The sequence below is a fragment of the Photobacterium sp. SP02 genome (assembly GCF_038519165.1).
GTDB classification, from domain to species: Bacteria; Pseudomonadota; Gammaproteobacteria; order Enterobacterales; family Vibrionaceae; genus Photobacterium; species Photobacterium halotolerans.
On record NZ_JASJOJ010000002.1, the window covers coordinates 99,135 to 117,338 of the forward strand.

Genomic DNA, 18,204 nt, shown 5'->3' on the forward strand with positions numbered 1-18,204 from the left:
CTAAATCCCGACTAAAAAATATATTTTTCATACTAGCTATAGAACCAATATTTGAGTAGGTAGTGAAAATAGGTATGATAGTTCTATATTTAGAACGGCAGGTTTGAAATCAATGCAGGATCTGAACGACTTGTATTACTTCGTGAAAACGGTTGAACACGGAGGGTTTGCCCCAGCCGGAAGAGCGCTCGGAATACCTAAATCCAAGCTCAGCCGTCGAATAGCGGGGTTAGAGGAACGGCTGGGAGTTCAGCTGATTTACCGCTCGACCCGACAGTTTAATGTGACTGAGATAGGCCAAACCTTTTTAACCCACTGCAAGGCCATGCTGGTCGAAGCCGATGCGGCCCGGGAGGCAATCGAGTTCAGTCATGCAGAGCCTTGCGGCACCATAAAGGTCACCTGCCCGATCGCCCTGTTACATGTACATATAGGCCAGGTACTGGCTGACTTTATGGACCTATACCCGAAGGTCAATATTCAGCTGGAAGCGAGCAACCGTCGCGTGGACCTTATCGCCGAAGGAGTTGATGTGGCTATTCGGGTACGCCCGGCCCCACTTGAAGACAGCGAGCTAATCCTCAAGGTATTATCGGAGCGTGGTCTGTGCCTGTTAGCAAGCCCGGGCCTGGTAGAAAAGCAAGGCATGCCGAGCAGCCCGGGAGACCTGTCTGGCTGGCCCAGTTTGGGGTTAGGAGAACCGCAGCACCAATATAATTGGACTCTCTACGGACCTGACGGCGAAGAGGCTGTCGTTCCCCATACCCCACGTTATGTCACAACGGATATGATAGCACTGCGCAAAGCCGCGCTAAAAGGTGTTGGGATAGTACAACTGCCTTCTTTAATGGTGACCGAGCAATTAAAAGATGGCTCCCTGATACACCTATTGCCCGAGTGGCAACCCAAAAGAGACATCATCCATGTAGTTTATCCTTCCAGAAGAGGCTTACTGCCGGCGGTTCGTGCATTGGTAGACTACCTCTCCAACTATTATCAGTCTTTCGAGGAGGACTAAAATCACTGAAACCGAAGGAATTTCAGATGTTGGAGCTTGCTCTTATCTATCTTGCGGCAGCCATTGCAGCAGTTCCCTTAGCCAAACGCCACTACTCCAACTTAAAGCTAGCCGTACGCGAGAGAGACGGGTGCCACGCCTACCAATTGAAACGCCAACAAATGGAAGATTTGAAGCAAGTGCTAGCACAAGATAAGGAGGTAACACTAACACTTAATACATGCAGGGCCCAAAAACGCACGGAATCATAATTAAGTGATCTTTGCTGCCTGATCACGCCCATTCACAAAAGCCGGCTTTTTCGTTAAATATCGGTATGAAACTATATTAATCAGTATGATACTTTAATACTTGGGATGAATCTTTATTCCTAAGTCCCCAATGGAGCCTTTCAGTGGCTATCCTGAGGCGTTTCGCCCCACGTAATCCTTGCGTTCAGGAACTTTCACATGTGAAAGTTTTCCATCGGTCATGGCAGCAACTATCTTCAGTGGAACGAACAGATGATACCCTAGTGACTGACGCTGAAGCCTTAAAGGTCGCCAGTAGGGAAACCGGTATTTGTCAGCATTTATTGAGGGGAACGCTCAGTCGAGCCCAGCGCCGCCCTGTACTGGCTTGCAGGGAAGACAAACTAATCCTTCGAGTTGAAGATTAATCACCGGCGGGGAAGTGCGGGAGAGTAATAAGTCCCATACTAAAATGGCAGTGTTTACATCGGGCAGATGCTGCCGTTTCTAACATGAAAATGCCCCAAAGTTTGTTACGACTCACATATGAACGCGGCAAATTTTAAGGGAGGTATCTTAGCTTATCTAACACCCAGATACGACAAGAGCCACTAGAAGTGGCCCTATTACGCGCTACCTGCGGTCAATACTCGATGAGCGGAAGAGAACAGGGCTATTTGAATTCATCTGTCTACGAGTGGAGCCGAAGCCGCGTTTCTCATAGCAAGCATCAGTAGTGTATGCTTGTAACCTGTCGAGTTCAAATCTAGCTGAACATGCAGGCATTGCTGGCAAGCTTATGCCCCAAAGTGAGTTAACAAGTTGTTTGCGGAATAGTCAGAAAGCAGATATTTTAACCTGGAAGTTTTCATCCATATAACTCAAATGTTGCAATTCCTAAAAGCTGGACAGGCATACAGTCATATTCAAATTATGACGATTCTTATCATAACTTCGTGCGCATTTTTGCATTTCATTCTGAACAAATATCTTTAAAATCAATGGTTTATAAATTTCATGGATTGGGTAATAGGTTTGGGAAAACGCGCATACGCACTACTAAAATGTTAGGCTAAAGGATGCGTACCCTACTATGTGTGTTTGTTCATATTTTTTATCAGTTTAGTCGGTTACAGTTTAGAGCCATACACAAACGAGGCCTAAATATGGCTAAATGGGCTGACTACTTAATTTCCGCAGTAAGATATAACCCTGGGCACACTCACATAACACATCTATATGCACATGAGGACAAAGGCGAAAATGTTGGTGAAGGAGCTTCGTATACTAGGCAAGCGATAGTTGATGCCATCGAAAAAGGAATTACATTTGTAACTATCTACAAAAATAACCAAGGCAAGTACAACAAGGGTCAAAAGGTTTTTGTGATCAAGGTTAATGGAATTAGTTACCTCAAAACTACTGATAATAGTAAAGAGGAAGACAACTTAGAAAACTTGCCGGAGTTTTAGCCTAACAAACGCCTCCAGAGGGACTGTCAACGCGTGGCGTTTCCTGTCCCATTAAGCCACAGTGGTTACAGTTGTTGTGTTTGAGTTTAGTGGTATTGCGTTGCCAGCCCCTTAGGCGGGCGTTAAGCGGCTTCGGCATTAACCCGAGCTGAACCATAAAGAAATTTATCGAGGTAAACGATGGGTCATAACGACCACTTTGAAGAGTACCATCCAGAATTGCCAAAAGAGGCGGGAGTTAACACAAGGTCAGGCTTCGAACCTAATACCGTATGGCTTTCATCGGCACCGCCTGACCTGCGTCATGAGGCAATGCGGCAATGGTTCCTGAGTCGTTTTTGGGACCCAGCGAATGATACACCGTACAATGGTCGCGAAGGAGGATATCTCTATATTCATGGTGGTCCTTACGAAGCAGAAGAAGAGTTGTATGGCAGATTCGGGGATTTATTTGATGATGAGATAGTGCGCGCTGTAATTGACGATGTGGAGTCTGATGGGATATATGAATGGGCTCCAATACATACTGAACCTGATTACGATGAATACTTTTCTTTCGAAGTTGAATCGGAAAACTCGCCTTACCAACAATTTCTCCAACGTTTATCTGAAATTGATTCATTAAATGCAGCGGCTCTAAATTCTGAGCATAAAGTACTGCTACGCCAACTCCTCTATTCACATCTGATTGCTGCTCTAGAGACATACTTGTCAGACACTATGTCATATTGGATTAAAACCGATGAGGATGTTTTTAAAAGATTCGTATCAAACTGCTCAGAGTTTAAGAAAGAAAAATTATCGCTATCAACTATATTTAACCGTCTTGAGGTGCTAAGAGAACAGGTTGAGCAATACATACAAAAAACTGTCTGGCATCGTCTTGACAGGGTTATTCCGCTTTTTTCGAGTTCGCTGGATATCGAAAGGCCAGAAATTGAACAGCTAATGGATTACATTGTAATTCGCCATGATATTGTGCACAGGGGAGGAAGAACAAAGGACGGTAGTCATATTGAAATCACACCAGATAAGTTATCTGATCTACGTCACTGTGTTGCAACCTTTGTTGAGAAAATTGAAGGACAAATCACCTCGAGAGGTGATTCTGAATTATAGCCTTTTTCAAAAGACGCTTAACAAGCGCATGCACAGGAAGCCATCTACGCGCCGAAAATTGTGGTGCGCTTCACCACTTTACCACAATTAGCTCTGCTCTGTTGTCTCCTGTGATGCGAGCGTTAACCCATAGAAATTTTAATCCGAAACTGACAATTTAGAGTTGGGACTTTAACTCGAAAATGTCCAGAACCGTGTTGTGATTTTCCACAGCCCGGACATAGTTTCGTCGCAATGACGATATGAAAGAAAAAATCTTACACACTCTGGAGCAGGTGTTAAGCGAAGGGAAGGTTATGTCACCTTATGCTTCATTTCTATGTCAACTTATGGTGCAAATTGTTCGATAACCTTCTGATATGTAGAACGTGTTTATGTCAGCTTATGGTGAAAGCAACAGTTTGTGTAGTTTTCACCATAAGCCTGCATAATTTCCCTAAAAGCGTACATAATTGGCACCATAAGCGTGCAAAAGCTATTTTTGTTGTAGTTTAACAACAAAACGGGCTAGGGATTATGTATCGTCGTCAGCTCAAACACTCCCGTGTAAAGAACCTTTTCAAGTTCGTCAGTGCCAAGATGAACCAAGTGATGACCGTTGAGTCGTATCTTGAGTTCGATACCTGCTTTCATCTGAGTACTCTCCTAAAGTCACCTTAGATTCACTTATCGAAAAATTTTCGTAAGCATATCAATAACGACAGGCCGAATCCTGCGATTACAATTCCTTCCCATCCAAGTCGAGAAGCTTAATTATGAATTGACCGACCGACGGTCAATAAATAGTATTGAGATTTATTCTCATTAACTAGGAGGATGCTCATGCAACGCTACCGCACTTATGCGCTGGTCGTCGCGGCCTATCTCGGGACCTTTCTGTCGACACTGGACATCAGTATTGTCAATGTCGCCTTGCCGACCCTGCAGGAAGCGCTCCATGCAGATATGGCCGGGCTTCAGTGGATCATTAACATTTACGCGATCGCGCTCTCGGCAGTGATGTTGTCTGCAGGACCGCTGGGCGATAAATATGGACACAAGCGGGTGTGGCTGGGCAGCGTTGCCTTGTTTGTGATTGGCTCTGTGATTTGTGCCTTCGCCACTGATCTGAACACCCTACTGTGGGGCCGCGGGGTACAAGGGGTTGCCGGTGCGCTGCTGATCCCCGGAGCTATGCCGATTCTGACCCACGCATTTCCCGAACCCCGTCAGCGCGCCCTTGCGATTGGCGGTTGGTCGGCCTGCAGTGCTTTATCACTCGTCTCGGGTCCCATAATCGGTGGTTTGCTGATTGAGCATATAGGCTGGTCAAGTATCTTTTTGGTGAATGTCCCCATTGGCATTATTGCAGCATTGCTCGGTGCCTGGGGGATTCGGGAACGGAAGCATCCTGAGCATGCGGCATTTGATCCTGTGGGTCAGGTGTTGAGTATGGTCTGGCTCGGCATGCTCAGCTATGCGCTGATTGAAATTGGCGAGCATGGGGCCTCTACCGAGAAAGTCCTGTTACCGCTCTCCTGTGCCGCAGTGGCTTTTGTGGTTTTTGTCTGGATTGAGCTCACGGTCAAGCGGCCGTTGTTCCCCATCCAGCTCTTTCGGAATATCTCACTGGCCGTGGCCAATCTGGCTTCTTTTGCGCTGGGGTTCTCGTCCTATGCCAGCCTGTTCTTTCTGTCGCTTTACTTGCAGCAGGCACAGGGTGACACACCTGCAATGGCCGGGTGGCATCTGATGCCGCAATTCACAATGATGGGTGTGGCATCGCTGCTGTTTGGCCGGATGGCCCAGCATTTTTCGTTGAAGAAACTGATGGTCACCGGATACTCGCTGATTGGGGTGTCTCTGTGCGCGATGTCATTATTTGCGGTTGATACGCCTTACATTTTTATCGGCGTCATCCTTGCGGTGCTTGGCTTAGGGGCGGGGCTCTCCGTTCCAGCCACCGGGATTATGGTTATGGGATTTGCGCCCGCTGAGCGCGCAGGGATCGCTTCGGCAACGATGAATGCGTTGCGACAGATCGGGATGACGCTGGGTATTGCGGTGCTCGGCAGCGTGATGAGCCTTTATGCGATTCAGGAGATGGCCAAAAGCGTGAATGCTGACAGTATGCAGGCAGCTGTTGAGATTGCACGTCGTGCCGTGATCAGTCATGAATTTCCGCAGGGGCGTGAAGAACTAATTTCGGTTTATCAGTCCTCGATGGCGGCAGGGTTTGGCATGGTGATGTTCTGTGCGGGCCTGCTCAGCCTGCTGGCTGCGGTGATGCTGGTCGTTTTCACGGATGACAGCCAAACCTCGCATGTTCATTATCATGCTGACAGCAAAGCAGGCAACCACAGAAAAGCACATAAGCACACCTACAATAAGTCAGCCTGAAATCATTGGTTTGCAAAGTGCGTAGGGCAAGAAGTACTTTCCCTTATGGTCTATCGTCGCTGGTGCCCAAGGATCCGGCGGCTTTCTTCCAGGAGGTTATTCGGACTATTCTTCAATGCTCATAACTTCACATTGACAATTATGCTTATTTCTGCGGCGTGAGCCGAACTCATTGCCTGACGACGGCGCCAGCTAATAATTCACTGCTTAAGCTTGCAAATGTGCATTTACGGGTAGGGCTGATTACTGATAGGACGAACAGCTGACCAATCAAGTTAAGTGAAAGAAAAAATCTTACACACTCTGGTGTAGGAGTTAAGCGAAGGGAAGGTTATGTCACCTTATGGTGCAAACAACACGTTTGGCAATTGTCTGCTTCAAAAGTGACTTCCTGATTCTTTAAATTTCTCTGTGTTGTGGCATTCCTAATTCGCCATTTGGTGATTTTGCATGTTGCGCTTTATATTCGGAGAGCTCCTCAGCATTTTTATCTGGGAGTAGGGCAATGTTTAGGTTTGAAACTCGTTATTGCCCCAAAATTGTTTAGAGCCAGCACTCTTTACGACAGAGACTGCGTGTGTTTGCTCTACTAAAAGTAATCACTTTTACACGCAATAAATCTTAAAAATATTCCATCTGTCTGATAACTCTACCAGTTGCGCACATTTGATTGTGATAGTATCCGAAAAGCCAGTAACATCACTTTAATGGAGGAAAGCATTGGCTAGACGAGGTAGTGGTTTACGAACGGCTATAAAGGTTGTTAAGGCGATAGATAGAGCCAACAAACAAGCTGCTCGTGAATCCCAGCGCAGACAGAAAGCTCGTGAACGAGCGCATGCTCAGGCAGTAAGAGAGCACGAGAGAGAAGTGCGAGAAGCTCAGCGTGAATTACAGAGACAAGTAAGGCTAAAGAAGTCAGCAGCAAAACAGGCTTTCAAAGACGCTGTAGCTAGCGCCGCAGACGAGTATCAGGAGCGATGCGAAGAGCGAGCCGCTCTGAGGAAGCAATTCATACAAGAGGTTCTAAAGTAATCAATGGATAATAATTTACTGATGCTGGCAGGCTTATCATTAGTAGCTGTCGTATTAACTTATATTCTAACGAAACGCTCAGCCGATAAGAAAATCGAGCAATACAAGTCGCTAGATGAAGCTCTAACAAAAACAAAAGAAGAATATGATTCAGCGTGTATAAGCCGCGAAACAATCATTGCAGCTAATGAGACAGCAAAGCGAGAGCTAGATAAAATCAATGAGGAAACTGCCGAGCTTCAAGCTTTGAAAGGACAAGATGACGAACTAAAACAAAGTATTCAAGAGCAGCAAGCAACTTTAGATTCGACTAAATCAATATTAGATGAACTCAACTCAAGCATTGAAAAAGGCGAACTTGATTTAGAAGAGTTAATGGGTGATATCGACTTATATTCAAGACTAGATGAATATACTGCTCATGGTCACTTTGAAATGCCGCAGTACCTGTACGAAACATCTACTCGTTTCGCTGAAGAGATCAAGGATGTTAGGCAACAGCAAAAAGATATGATCAAAGATAAAACTGCGATCACTTTCCCAGAGTCGACGCTTATATCTAGCGACAAGTCATTCAATAATAAAATTCTAAATGGTCAGGTTAAGCTCATGCTTACTGCTTTTAATATTGAATGTGACCTGCTTATCGGTAAGGTGTCGCCTAGTTCGTTTGGGCGTACTCTTGAGCGTATAGAAAAACTCGCCAATACACTAGAGAAGTCAGCAGCGACATTGGAATGCGGCTTTGACATAGATTACATCGAACTTAAGTTCGAAGAGTGTAAGCTTCAATATCAATACACACTTAAAAAACAAGAAGAGATCGCTGAGCAGAAGCTTATCAAAGAACAGATCCGTGAAGAGCAACGAGCTATTAAAGAGTTTGAAAAAGCGATTGCAGATGCTGAAAAAGAAGAAAAAATGTACCGCAATCTTCTTGATAAAGCACGGCGAGAACTTGCTAAGGCTACTGACCAAGATCGCTCTGAAATGGAGCAACGCATAGCAATCCTTGAGCAGCAACTCGCTGAAGCTGAAGCCAAAGAAGAACGAGCTAAGAGTATGGCAGAGCAAACCCGTAAGGGGCATGTTTACGTCATTAGTAATATTGGTTCGTTTGGTGAGGATGTTTACAAGATTGGCCTTACTCGCCGCCTAGAGCCTATGGACAGGGTTAAAGAACTAGGTGATGCAAGTGTACCGTTCCCATTTGACGTACATGCCATGATTTACACCGATGACGCACCAGCTCTTGAAACAGCGCTACACCGAGAGTTCAATTCTAGACGTGTAAATGCTGTAAATCTTCGCAAAGAGTTCTTTAATGTCGACCTATCATCTATCCAAGAAGCCGTAGAAAAGATAGTCGGAATAGAAGCAGAATTTAAAATGACAGCCTTGGCTGAGGATTACTATGAAAGCTTGAGATTAAGTGAAGTAGCATAATTTGAAAATTCACTGCTTGGGCAAAATCATCTATAGTCAGGCTTTGCCCAAATTCAAGCGCTTGTGAGCCAGAGCACCAACTCATGTCAGTCCAAAAGTGAGCTGGTAATTAAAGTTTCCCACTCCCCCAGGGAAAAATTCAGGACGAATTTTCAGGTTGTCGGCGCCGGGAGCGCCTGCAACTGACTCAGAAAGCAGCAAAGAACCCAAAGGCATTTTTGGTTCACTTATACCTGTGTCCATAGTTATCGGATAAGAAATTTTTTATAAGTCCGTGACTTTATTTTCTGCTGCGTTTTTCGATCTGGCTTTGTAAGAAATCGATAAATGTCCGGACTTTCTCAGAGACATGGCGGGTATTGGGGTAGAGCGCGTAGATACCTTGTCTGGGAAAACGGTGGTCAGGCAGTAATTGGGTTAAACATCCGTTGGCAATATCTTCCTGCACCAGCCAGGCGGGCAGTAATGCCACGCCTGCGCCGCTGCGGGCAAATGCCAGCAGTGACGCCGCGCTGTCAGCCATGATCATGGGAGGAGCGTCTGCCTTGAATAGCACGTTGTCGCCTGTGGGCGTCAGAACCTGCCAGGTCAACGGTGCGGCAAGACGACTATGAGCAATCCAGCGCGCGTTTTGTAGCTGTTCCAGATCAGTGATGGCACTGTCATGATGCGTAGTTAAATAGTCTTTTGAAGCGACAGGTAAAATATCGAACCTATCGATCAGCTTCGCATGGTGCGTGGAGTCCGCCAGTTGGCCAAGACGTATTGCCACATCAAAACGTCCGGAGATCAGATCATCATTTTGGGATGAAGCAACGTGCTGGATGCGTAGTTGCGGATGCAGGGCGGCAAATGCCGAGAGCACGGGAACTACGACTCTGGCCCCATATTCCGGCGTGGTGGTGATCCGCAAGATGCCGCTCAGGCCGGTATGATCGCTGCGGACATCATCCAAGATGTTCTCCGCATCCTGCAACAGTTTCAGACAGCGCAGATAAAAACGCTCACCGGCCTCGGTGACGGCTACCTGCCGGGTCGTGCGGGTGAGCACGGAAACGCCTAATGTCTCCTCTAGCTGCCTGATATTAAAACTTACCACCGCTTTGGTTAGCCCCAGCGTATTTGCCGCACCGGTAAAACTGCCGGCTTCCACGACCGCCACAAATATCTCCAGACGTTGCATATTCAGCATGGATCTTCCTGATGAACTTGGATTATTGTCAAAATGGTTTTGACAGTGTAACTGTGAAACGTCGATTTATCTTTGTTTTTCTAACTTTATACTACGCCCATTATGCTGTTTTTCATGAGAAATCTATGAGTTATCGGGTGCGTGTCGCCAGCGTCTATCTGCTGGTTTTTTTCATCGATCTGGTCAACATGTTTATCGCCAACGTCGCCTATCCTGATATTGGCCGGCAGCTTAATGCGCCGGTCAGTCAACTGGCGTGGGTGAGTAATGGCTATATTCTGGGATTAACGTTGGTTATTCCCTTGAGCAGTTGGCTGGCAAAACGAATGGGCTCAAAGCACCTGTTTATCCTCTCACTGATTATTTTCATCATCGGCACCTGCGGTGTGGCTGGCGCCACCCAGATTGAGCAACTCATCGCATGGCGTGTAGTGCAGGGGCTGGGCGGGGGGCTGCTGATCCCTGTTGGTCAGACAATGACCTATGCACTTTATCGCAATCATGAACGGGCAAAACTCTCTTCAGTCGTTATGCTGGTCGCTTTAATGGCACCAGCACTTTCTCCGGCCATCGGCGGCGTGCTGGTGGACAACGTCAGCTGGCGCTGGGTATTTTTAGCCAGCTTGCCTCTGGCGTTCGTCGCATTGGCGCTTGCCGCTTGCTGGCTGAAGAATGATGTACGTTCCACCCGTGCCGAACGGCTGGATTTCAGCGGTCTTATCTCGGGCTGTCTGGCGCTGACTATGATTTTGCTAGGTTTGACTTACCTGGGCGAATCCGGTGGCCTGAGCGTGGGGGCGGCGTTACTGGTCTCAGGTATTGCGCTGATGGGCTGGTATGTAGGTGCTTCTTTACGTAAATCGCAACCGTTGCTTAATCTGCGTCTGATCCAAGAACCGATGCTGCAAACCGCGATGCTGATTTATCAGCTTGTTCCGGGCATTTTTACCGGCGTCAGCCTAATTGCGATGCTGTATTTGCAGGATCAGCTAGGGATGCATGCCACCCTGGTGGGCGCGATGATGCTTCCTTGGGCGATAGCTTCATTTGCCGCAATCTCCCTCACGGGCAAAAAGTTTAATAAGGTCGGGCCGCGTCCGTTGTTTATCATTGGTTGCCTGGTACAGGGGATCGGTATTGGATTACTCCCTCTGATTGGCAGTGCCGATGAAGTGATTTTGACGGCTGTCGCTTATGCGCTGATGGGGTTCGGGGGCAGCCTGTGTAGCAGCACCGCGCAGAGTTCGGCGTTTATTCAGGTACAGGATGCCGATTTGGCGGATGCCAGCGCACTGTGGAACATCAACCGTCAGCTCAGTTTCTGTTTTGGCGTGACGTTAATCAGCTTATTACTGAACGTGCTACTCAACATGTCAGGTATTCAGCAAACCCAGGCTTATCATCTGTGCTTTGCACTGGCGGCCATCAGCGCTGTCATTCCCATCTTGCTCTGCCGACGGATAGCTAACAGCAGAGTCATTCTTACGTTCAATCAGGAGAAATGATGAATCGCTACTTTCAGGAAGTCTTAGATGCTCACGTACTGATCCGCCTTTGGCTCGGCGATGCCAGCAGCCCCGCCGAGGTGTGTGATGATTTGTTGGCGCGTTTCAGCCCGGCCTATACCATGGTGACGCCAGGCGGTGGCCAACTTGATTACACATCGTTAACTTCGTTTTTCCGTACACAACGTGGCGTTAAACCGGGGCTGGAGATTGAAATCGACAATATGCAGTTGATTGCTAACAGTGCGACAGGGGCTACCGTGACTTATCAGGAGAAACAGCAACTACCAGGCCTGGACGCAACGCTGCGTTTTTCTACCGTGGTGTTCGAGTTAGGGGCGGATAATCAGGTGATCTGGCGTCATCTGCATGAGACAGCATTTCCTTTATAATTGTTCTCATTGGATTAATTTTCTTAAACCGGCCCGGATGTTCGCGCCTCAGCTTTAACGCTGTTTCCTGCCTACATTGCAGCATATATGGTCATAGCCTATTTTTTATGTAGTTTTACCTGAATATGGGATATGCCATGTGTTGAACTAGCCTCAGGCAGTGTGTCTGTATGAGTTTCAAAGACTCTGCAAGTCTGCCGAGCGGTGAAAGCAGACAATATCACGTTGCAACTGTCCGCTTAAGGTAACTTATTTAAGTTTCTTGACAGGATACACTCCTTATACGCGATCCCATTGTGATGGAAAGCCCATGAAGAAAACCGCTTTTCGGCCCCATGAGCGAGGGCATCCGACTCAACTGCCCAAAGAATATGTCGATTGGATCACGCAACCGATAACCCGATTTCTACGCATTGAGGCTGCCGCTGGTGCTGTTCTGCTTTTCTTTACTCTGGTTGCTCTTGCCCTGTCAAATTCCCCCTGGGGGGAGGCTTTTCTGTCCCTGTGGGACATATCCATAGGGATAACACTGGGGTCAGTCGAGTTTGAGCGTTCACTTCAGGAATGGGTCAATGACGCTTTTATGACATTGTTTTTCTTCTTGGTTGCACTGGAACTTAAACGTGAAATCGTACTGGGAGAATTAAAAAATCCGCGTTTAGCGATGCTGTCTATTTCAGGGGCACTCGGTGGCATGCTGGTTCCGGCATTAATTTACCTGGCTTTTCTACAGGGCCAGCCCGGGCAAAATGGTTGGGGAATAGTGATGGCGACAGATACCGCCTTTGTTATTGCCTGCCTCATTTTACTCGGGCCACGCGTTCCGAAAAGTCTGCGGGTATTTATGCTGTCTTTAGCGATCATTGATGACATTGGTGCCATTGTAGTCGTGGCTGTCGGTTACGGGGAAAACATCAGTTTTTATTATATTGGGCTTGCAGTGATCGGGTTTATCGCGGTGAGGGTGATGGCTGCGCTCGGTATACGCAGTATCGCTGTGTATTCGTTAATGGGGGGCCTTATCTGGCTGGCGGTGGATGCGTCAGGCGTGCATCCAACTGTTACCGGCGTGATCCTGGGGCTGATGACGCCTACAGGCCGGTGGGTCAACGAAGAGCGTTTGTTGACAATTATGGAATGTGTCGTGCCCTTGCCTTTGGCAAACCAGCATGATGTGAATGTGAACGATCGCCAAATCTTAAAGACCGCAGAAGCGGCGGCGCGTGAGGCCCTTTCCCCGCTGGAGCGGTTGGAAATGCTGATGCATCCCTGGGTCGGTTTTGTCATCATGCCGCTTTTTGCCTTTGCTAATGCTGGTGTTGTCATTTCTTTTTCAGAGCAGTCCGGCTCGTTGTATATGGCTATTTTTGCCGGTCTTGTCATTGGCAAGCCCGTCGGCATTATTTTATTCAGCGGGCTGGCAACGTATACCAAACTAGCAGTGCGGCCGCCTGATTTGTCCTGGCTCTATCTTGCGGCAGGGGGGATGCTTGCCGGGATCGGGTTCACTATGTCGCTGTTTATTGCTCATCTGGCCTTGAGTCCCGCGCTGGTGGATGTTGCAAAGCTTGGTATTTTATCCGCTTCTTTATTCTCTGCTCTGGCGGGAATCATACTGCTCAGTTGGCTCATTAAGCGTGACGGCTTGCGCAAGAAGGGGAAAGCATCGCGTTAAATAATGAACCCGCTCTGCTTATGAACCGAAATCCACTGTATTTCGAGAAACAATATCGCTAAGCCTGAATGCGATCTTTTTACGCTTTTTTTACGCGAACTCTCAGGGGCCATTTGCTAGAGTGTCCCCACTGATTGTTGATTGACTCTGAACTATGTTTACTCACTGGCGAAACAGCTATTTTCTTTTTTCTTTCATGGTGTTGGCGAGTGCGTTGCTGGCCTCGTGGCTGATTGATCTGGCGCTTGGTTCTACGATAGCTGTTCTGCTGATTCTACAACTTGCCGTTGTGGTGGTGGCTTTGCAATGCACATCGCGTTTTGCCTATGGTTTTGCGGTGATAGAAGCCTTGAGCTTCAATTTCTTGTTTACCACACCCCGTTATTCACTTCAGATGTTCCATGCGGAAGATATTATTAATCTGGTTGTTTTTATTCTCGTGGCACTGACAACCAGCCAGCTTGCTGAACATTATCGGCGCCAGCAGGATGAATTGAAAAAAGCCAAACTGCGCAACAGTATTTTGCTCTCGGTTTCCCATGATCTTCGAACGCCTTTAGCGACTATTATCGGTACGCTCACAACGCTCAATGAATATATGCCCAAACTCAGTGAGGGTGAAAAAAGTGAATTGCTTAACAGCGCCACGGCAGAAAGTCATCGTTTGCATCAGTATATTGAGAACCTTTTGCAAGCGACCAAGCTGCAACATGGTGCGCTGAAAATCACCAGAAATGATGAGTCTCTGGCTGATATTGTCCATCAGGCCATTTTGCGATTACCTGAAGCCAGGAACAGGGTCAGGGTGCAGGTACAAGGCCAGCTATCCCGTATTTTGGTGAGCGGCGTACTCATTGAACAAGCCCTGTTTAATGTATTGGATAATGCATTACGTTTTTCACCAAAACATCAATCCGTGGTGGTCACGCTGTTTCAGGAATCGACCTTTATTGTGATTAATATTCAGGACAAAGGCGTCGGCATCAAGGGCGATGAAGCGGCGCGGATCTTTGATCTCTTTTATTCAAGCGCTACCAAGAAAACGGCAGATTCAGGATCTGGCTTAGGTCTGGCTGTTGCGAAAGGCATTATCACCGCGCACCAGGGGCTCATTGAGTCTGTACCTGTGTCGGAAGGCTGCCTGATCCGAATCCGCTTACCGATCGATCAGCCCGCAAGCAGCCCTCAAGGTGAAAAATCGTGAGCTATAAAATTTTAGTAGTGGATGACGAGCCTCAGATCCACACCTTTATTCGAATTTCGCTTGCCGCTGAGGGATTTGACTATCTGGGGGCTGACAGTATTCAGTCCGCCACAGCGTGCTTTCAGGCGCATGCTCCCCATGTGGTCGTTCTGGATCTCGGTTTGCCTGATGGCGATGGCGCAGCTTTTTTGGCCAGCCTTCGTCAAACACATAAAACCCCGGTACTGATTCTGACCGCCCGCGATCAGGAAGAAGAAAAGATCCGTTTACTCGAAGCCGGTGCGAACGATTATCTGAGCAAACCCTTTGGTATCAAGGAGCTGATCGCGCGTATCAAAGTGCTGGTCAGAGATTTGGTTGATGATCAGGTGACCAATGATGAAATTCTCTGCGGCAGGCTGAAAATAGTAAAAAGCACCCATCAATTCTGGCTGGACAGTCATGAAATACCGTTAACAAAGAAGGAATTTGCCTTTGTTGAACAGCTTATTCTGCAACCGGGCAAACTGGTGAAACAATCGTATCTGCTCGATGTGATCTGGGGAAAAAGCCATCGCGATGATACACATTATCTGCGTATTTTGGTCAGCCAGCTGCGCAAGAAACTCAATGACAGTGCAGACGAGCAACAGTTGATTAAAACGGAATCCGGGCTGGGTTATCGTTTGGTTCTTGGCCAATCGGATAGCGGTTAATCGCTGACATTTCTGCCATTTCGCGTGCTTTGCGGAATTGGCGAACTTACTCCCTCATTTTGGAAAAAATAACTAAGGTATTGTAATGGCACATTTTACAGTCATTGGCTTAGGGCGCTTTGGTGTGGCTGCCAGCCTGGAATTGATCCACCTAGGGCATACGGTGACAGGGGTAGACAGAGACCCGAAGATTGTCGAGAAGTATGTCGAAGAGTTCACGCAAGCCGTGATATGCGACTCCTCCGATGAAAGTGCGTTAAGGGAACTGGACCTGGCCAACAGTGAAGCTGTGCTGGTGGCGATTGGCGAAGATATGCAATCGAGTCTGCTGTGTACTTTGGCGCTGAAGAACCTCGGGGTGAAGGAAATCTGGGTCAAAGCGAGTACCAAAGCGCATCACACCATAGTGTCGAAGCTGGGCGTGCAGCGCATTATTCATCCGGAAGAAGAAATGGGGATCCGCGTTGCACAGTCGCTCAATTATCCTATGGTCAATAATTATCTGGCGATCGGGCATGGCTTATACGTGGTGGAAATTCATGTCAAGCCAGCGCTGCATGATGCACTGGTTTCCCGGGTGTTAGGCGATGCCAGAGGCAGTGTGCAGGCTGTTCTGATTAAGCGGGAACAGGATGTGTTCACCGACATTAACGCGAACTTCTTACTTAAAGAAAACGATATACTCCTGCTCTGTGGCACCCGGGCGGAGCTGAAGTATATCGCGCCAAGGTTGGTGTAACATGGTGTTGTGGCATCCGTCCGTCTCTCCCATAGAGCGAAAACCCAAGGCGGGGAAAAAGCTGCTGGGCGCACCGCCCTTCATACTCAGTGGCAGCTTTTTACTGTTAATTCTTATTGGTGCCGGGCTGCTGAAACTGCCCATTGCCACTCACGAGCCTATCAGTTGGGTGCAAAGCCTGTTCACTGCAACATCAGCGGTGACGGTCACCGGGCTGGTGGTGGTCGACACGGGCACAGTGTTTACATTGTTTGGCCAAACCGTGATTGCCTTGCTTATCCAGTGCGGAGGGCTTGGCTTGATGACCTTTGCGATAGTGACCTTAATTGCGCTGGGGGGGAAAATCGGCTTTTTAGAACGCACGGTCGCCCGGGAAGCCTTTAACCAGACCGACTCATCGACGCTGGCCACCACCGCCAAATCCGTAATGTGGTTTGCTTTGGTCGTCGAACTGATAGGTATCACTGTGTTAACCCTGTACTGGCAGGAAGAGTTAGGCTGGCAGACGAGCTTGTTTCACGGGTTTTTCTATACCATCAGCGCCTTCAATAACGCCGGATTTGCGTTAAGTGCAGACAGCTTAATGCCTTATGTGGATGATCCTGTTGTGAATATCACGATTACCGGCTTGTTCATTATTGGTGGCCTGGGCTTTTCGGTCTGGATGGATCTCAAGCGCCATCGCTGCTGGTCGCGCCTGACGGTGTACAGCCGGATGATGATCTCAGGCACAGTCATCATTAATCTGCTGGCATTAATCGCCATTTATCTGATTGAGTACGATAACCCGAATACGCTGGCCCCTTTGAGTGAGTCCGGCAAGTGGCTGGCATCCTGGTTTCAGGCGGTGACGCCGCGTACGGCAGGTTTCAATACCCTGGCCATTGATCAGTTAGAAGATGCGACCACTTCAATTATGTTAGTGCTGATGTTTATTGGTGGCGGTTCGCTAAGCACGGCAAGCGGGATCAAAGTGGTGACTTTTATCGTGCTCATTCTAGCGACATACGCCTATTTACGGCGCGATGAAGCGGTGGATGTGTTTAAACGCGAAATCACCAAAGAAACCATCAGCAAGGCGCTGGCGCTGACCTTAATCTCTGCCGGCGTGACCTGGCTGGCCATTTTTGCCCTGTTGCTCAGTGAAAACGCGCCCATGCTGGATATTGTCTTTGAAGCCGTGTCTGCGCTGGGTACGGTGGGCCTGTCCAGAGGGTTAACCGGCAATCTTTCCGCTGCAGGGGAATTTATCATTATCTTTATGATGTTCATGGGCAGGTTAGGCCCGCTGACGCTGGCATACTTTTTAGCCAGCCCCAGAAAGAAAAAAATTCGCTACCCTGAAACCAGACTGGCTATCGGCTAGTGTGATCTGTGCTGGTCGGGAAGCGGTCAACGCATTCCGGCCAGTACATCGGTCAGGCGTTGATGGGCAAATATTCCCAACATTTTCTGCAACTTGCTCATTTATCGCCATAATTAGACCTAGCAGTCATAAAAAAACGGCAACACATTTTTCGGACTAACTGGGGTAGGGAGGCCAAATGAAGCAGCAGGCATTGGGGATGTGTTTGACGGCGATATTAACCATTCAGCTGTCGGGGTGCGGTGTGTTGTTACACCCGGAACGAAAAGGCCAGCGGGGCGGTCAGGTGGATCCGGCTATTGCCGTTTTGAATGCGGCGGGCTTGCTCCTGTTTGTTGTGCCCGGGTTGATCGCTTTCGGGGTGGATTTGTATTACGGCACGATTTACTTACCGGGAACAGCCAAAACCTTAAATGAAGAAGAACTGAACAGGCTAAGGACAGTAGATGGACAGATCCAGCCAGAACAGCTCGCCAGGTTTGTTTCAGAGCAAACCGGTCAGACTATCCATGCTGAAGAGATGGTGTCCTATCCGGTCGGCTCAGTGGATGAGTTAACCTTTATGCTCGCTGAGGTACAAAAGAAGACCTCCTCTTAGATTGATGGCAGTACTACCAAAGGTATATTGCTGTCGATGGGTAGTGATCCTGAACATCAGCATGAGCGGTACGGCTGATGCTTCAAGTACTGCTATCCATCTGACTGCCAGGGTTCACTATGCATAGAGTGAGTTTCAA

The 18,204-nt window shown here is 47.9% G+C and carries 15 protein-coding genes; 14 read left to right on the plus strand and 1 reads right to left on the minus strand.

The features are described 5' to 3' along the window. Nucleotides 1-112: 112 nt before the first annotated feature. The 6 genes from P0Y67_RS01415 (at nucleotide 113) to P0Y67_RS01440 (ending at nucleotide 8,699) form a co-directional block, all read left to right on the plus strand. Entirely contained in the window at nucleotides 113-1,018 is a 906-nt protein-coding gene (locus P0Y67_RS01415; protein ID WP_342390420.1) for a LysR family transcriptional regulator, read from the plus strand. A 26-nt stretch (nucleotides 1,019-1,044) separates the two neighbouring features. After that, the gene (locus tag P0Y67_RS01420; protein WP_342390421.1) at nucleotides 1,045-1,269 is read left to right on the plus strand and encodes a hypothetical protein; all 225 of its coding nucleotides are present in this window, start codon (nucleotides 1,045-1,047) and stop codon (nucleotides 1,267-1,269) included. A gap of 1,145 nt (nucleotides 1,270-2,414) precedes the next feature. Further along, nucleotides 2,415-2,720, plus strand: coding sequence for a DUF3892 domain-containing protein (locus P0Y67_RS01425; protein WP_342390422.1), 306 nt, complete (start codon nucleotides 2,415-2,417; stop codon nucleotides 2,718-2,720). 180 nt (nucleotides 2,721-2,900) lie between these two features. Beyond that, nucleotides 2,901-3,839, plus strand: a complete 939-nt coding sequence (locus tag P0Y67_RS01430) for a HEPN domain-containing protein (protein ID WP_342390423.1) — start codon at nucleotides 2,901-2,903, stop codon at nucleotides 3,837-3,839. Between the two features lie 822 nt (nucleotides 3,840-4,661). Further along, nucleotides 4,662-6,218 carry an MFS transporter gene (locus P0Y67_RS01435; protein ID WP_342390424.1) on the plus strand — a complete coding sequence of 519 codons (1,557 nt, stop codon included), beginning with the start codon at nucleotides 4,662-4,664 and terminating at the stop codon, nucleotides 6,216-6,218. Nucleotides 6,219-7,256: 1,038 nt separating this feature from the next. Further along, on the plus strand, nucleotides 7,257-8,699 hold the full coding sequence (locus P0Y67_RS01440) for a DUF4041 domain-containing protein (protein ID WP_342390425.1): 1,443 nt from the start codon (nucleotides 7,257-7,259) through the stop codon (nucleotides 8,697-8,699). A 280-nt stretch (nucleotides 8,700-8,979) separates the two neighbouring features. Here P0Y67_RS01440 and P0Y67_RS01445 read toward each other — a convergent pair whose 3' ends face one another. Then, nucleotides 8,980-9,891 (minus strand): LysR family transcriptional regulator, encoded by a 912-nt coding sequence (locus P0Y67_RS01445; RefSeq protein ID WP_342390426.1) that lies wholly within the window; start codon nucleotides 9,889-9,891, stop codon nucleotides 8,980-8,982. 125 nt (nucleotides 9,892-10,016) lie between these two features. On the opposite strand from P0Y67_RS01445, the gene P0Y67_RS01450 reads away from it, so the two are divergent. The 8 genes from P0Y67_RS01450 to P0Y67_RS01485 all read left to right on the plus strand — a co-directional run bounded on the left by P0Y67_RS01450 (nucleotide 10,017) and on the right by P0Y67_RS01485 (nucleotide 18,065). Further along, complete coding sequence (locus P0Y67_RS01450) at nucleotides 10,017-11,396, plus strand: MFS transporter (protein ID WP_342390427.1); 1,380 nt, start codon at nucleotides 10,017-10,019, stop codon at nucleotides 11,394-11,396. Continuing rightward, nucleotides 11,396-11,788, plus strand: coding sequence for a DUF4440 domain-containing protein (locus P0Y67_RS01455; protein ID WP_342390428.1), 393 nt, complete (start codon nucleotides 11,396-11,398; stop codon nucleotides 11,786-11,788). The genes P0Y67_RS01450 and P0Y67_RS01455 overlap by 1 nt, the downstream gene beginning before the upstream one ends. 310 nt (nucleotides 11,789-12,098) lie before the next feature. Next, complete coding sequence (gene nhaA, locus P0Y67_RS01460; protein WP_342390429.1) at nucleotides 12,099-13,463, plus strand: Na+/H+ antiporter NhaA; 1,365 nt, start codon at nucleotides 12,099-12,101, stop codon at nucleotides 13,461-13,463. 154 nt (nucleotides 13,464-13,617) lie between these two features. Continuing rightward, complete coding sequence (locus P0Y67_RS01465; protein ID WP_342390430.1) at nucleotides 13,618-14,667, plus strand: sensor histidine kinase; 1,050 nt, start codon at nucleotides 13,618-13,620, stop codon at nucleotides 14,665-14,667. After that, the gene (locus tag P0Y67_RS01470) at nucleotides 14,664-15,362 is read left to right on the plus strand and encodes a response regulator transcription factor (protein ID WP_342390431.1); all 699 of its coding nucleotides are present in this window, start codon (nucleotides 14,664-14,666) and stop codon (nucleotides 15,360-15,362) included. The genes P0Y67_RS01465 and P0Y67_RS01470 overlap by 4 nt, the downstream gene beginning before the upstream one ends. An 85-nt stretch (nucleotides 15,363-15,447) precedes the next feature. After that, on the plus strand, nucleotides 15,448-16,101 hold the full coding sequence (locus P0Y67_RS01475) for a potassium channel family protein (protein ID WP_342390432.1): 654 nt from the start codon (nucleotides 15,448-15,450) through the stop codon (nucleotides 16,099-16,101). Between the two features lies 1 nt (nucleotide 16,102). Then, the gene (locus P0Y67_RS01480; RefSeq protein WP_342390433.1) at nucleotides 16,103-17,467 is read left to right on the plus strand and encodes a TrkH family potassium uptake protein; all 1,365 of its coding nucleotides are present in this window, start codon (nucleotides 16,103-16,105) and stop codon (nucleotides 17,465-17,467) included. A 178-nt stretch (nucleotides 17,468-17,645) separates the two neighbouring features. Further along, on the plus strand, nucleotides 17,646-18,065 hold the full coding sequence (locus P0Y67_RS01485; protein WP_342390434.1) for a hypothetical protein: 420 nt from the start codon (nucleotides 17,646-17,648) through the stop codon (nucleotides 18,063-18,065). Nucleotides 18,066-18,204: the final 139 nt, after the last annotated feature.

What these genes read in the sequence shown, in the direction of transcription:
- nhaA (WP_342390429.1), top strand. Translation starts at nt 12,099, where the DNA reads ATGAAGAAAACCGCTTTTCGGCCCCATGAGCGAGGGCATCCGACTCAA.
- P0Y67_RS01450 (WP_342390427.1), top strand. Translation starts at nt 10,017, where the DNA reads ATGAGTTATCGGGTGCGTGTCGCCAGCGTCTATCTGCTGGTTTTTTTC.
- P0Y67_RS01475 (WP_342390432.1), top strand. Translation starts at nt 15,448, where the DNA reads ATGGCACATTTTACAGTCATTGGCTTAGGGCGCTTTGGTGTGGCTGCC.
- P0Y67_RS01455 (WP_342390428.1), top strand. Translation starts at nt 11,396, where the DNA reads ATGAATCGCTACTTTCAGGAAGTCTTAGATGCTCACGTACTGATCCGC.
- P0Y67_RS01485 (WP_342390434.1), top strand. Translation starts at nt 17,646, where the DNA reads ATGAAGCAGCAGGCATTGGGGATGTGTTTGACGGCGATATTAACCATT.
- P0Y67_RS01425 (WP_342390422.1), top strand. Translation starts at nt 2,415, where the DNA reads ATGGCTAAATGGGCTGACTACTTAATTTCCGCAGTAAGATATAACCCT.
- P0Y67_RS01445 (WP_342390426.1), bottom strand. Translation starts at nt 9,891, where the DNA reads ATGCTGAATATGCAACGTCTGGAGATATTTGTGGCGGTCGTGGAAGCC.
- P0Y67_RS01430 (WP_342390423.1), top strand. Translation starts at nt 2,901, where the DNA reads ATGGGTCATAACGACCACTTTGAAGAGTACCATCCAGAATTGCCAAAA.
- P0Y67_RS01415 (WP_342390420.1), top strand. Translation starts at nt 113, where the DNA reads ATGCAGGATCTGAACGACTTGTATTACTTCGTGAAAACGGTTGAACAC.
- P0Y67_RS01435 (WP_342390424.1), top strand. Translation starts at nt 4,662, where the DNA reads ATGCAACGCTACCGCACTTATGCGCTGGTCGTCGCGGCCTATCTCGGG.
- P0Y67_RS01420 (WP_342390421.1), top strand. Translation starts at nt 1,045, where the DNA reads ATGTTGGAGCTTGCTCTTATCTATCTTGCGGCAGCCATTGCAGCAGTT.
- P0Y67_RS01465 (WP_342390430.1), top strand. Translation starts at nt 13,618, where the DNA reads ATGTTTACTCACTGGCGAAACAGCTATTTTCTTTTTTCTTTCATGGTG.
- P0Y67_RS01480 (WP_342390433.1), top strand. Translation starts at nt 16,103, where the DNA reads ATGGTGTTGTGGCATCCGTCCGTCTCTCCCATAGAGCGAAAACCCAAG.
- P0Y67_RS01440 (WP_342390425.1), top strand. Translation starts at nt 7,257, where the DNA reads ATGGATAATAATTTACTGATGCTGGCAGGCTTATCATTAGTAGCTGTC.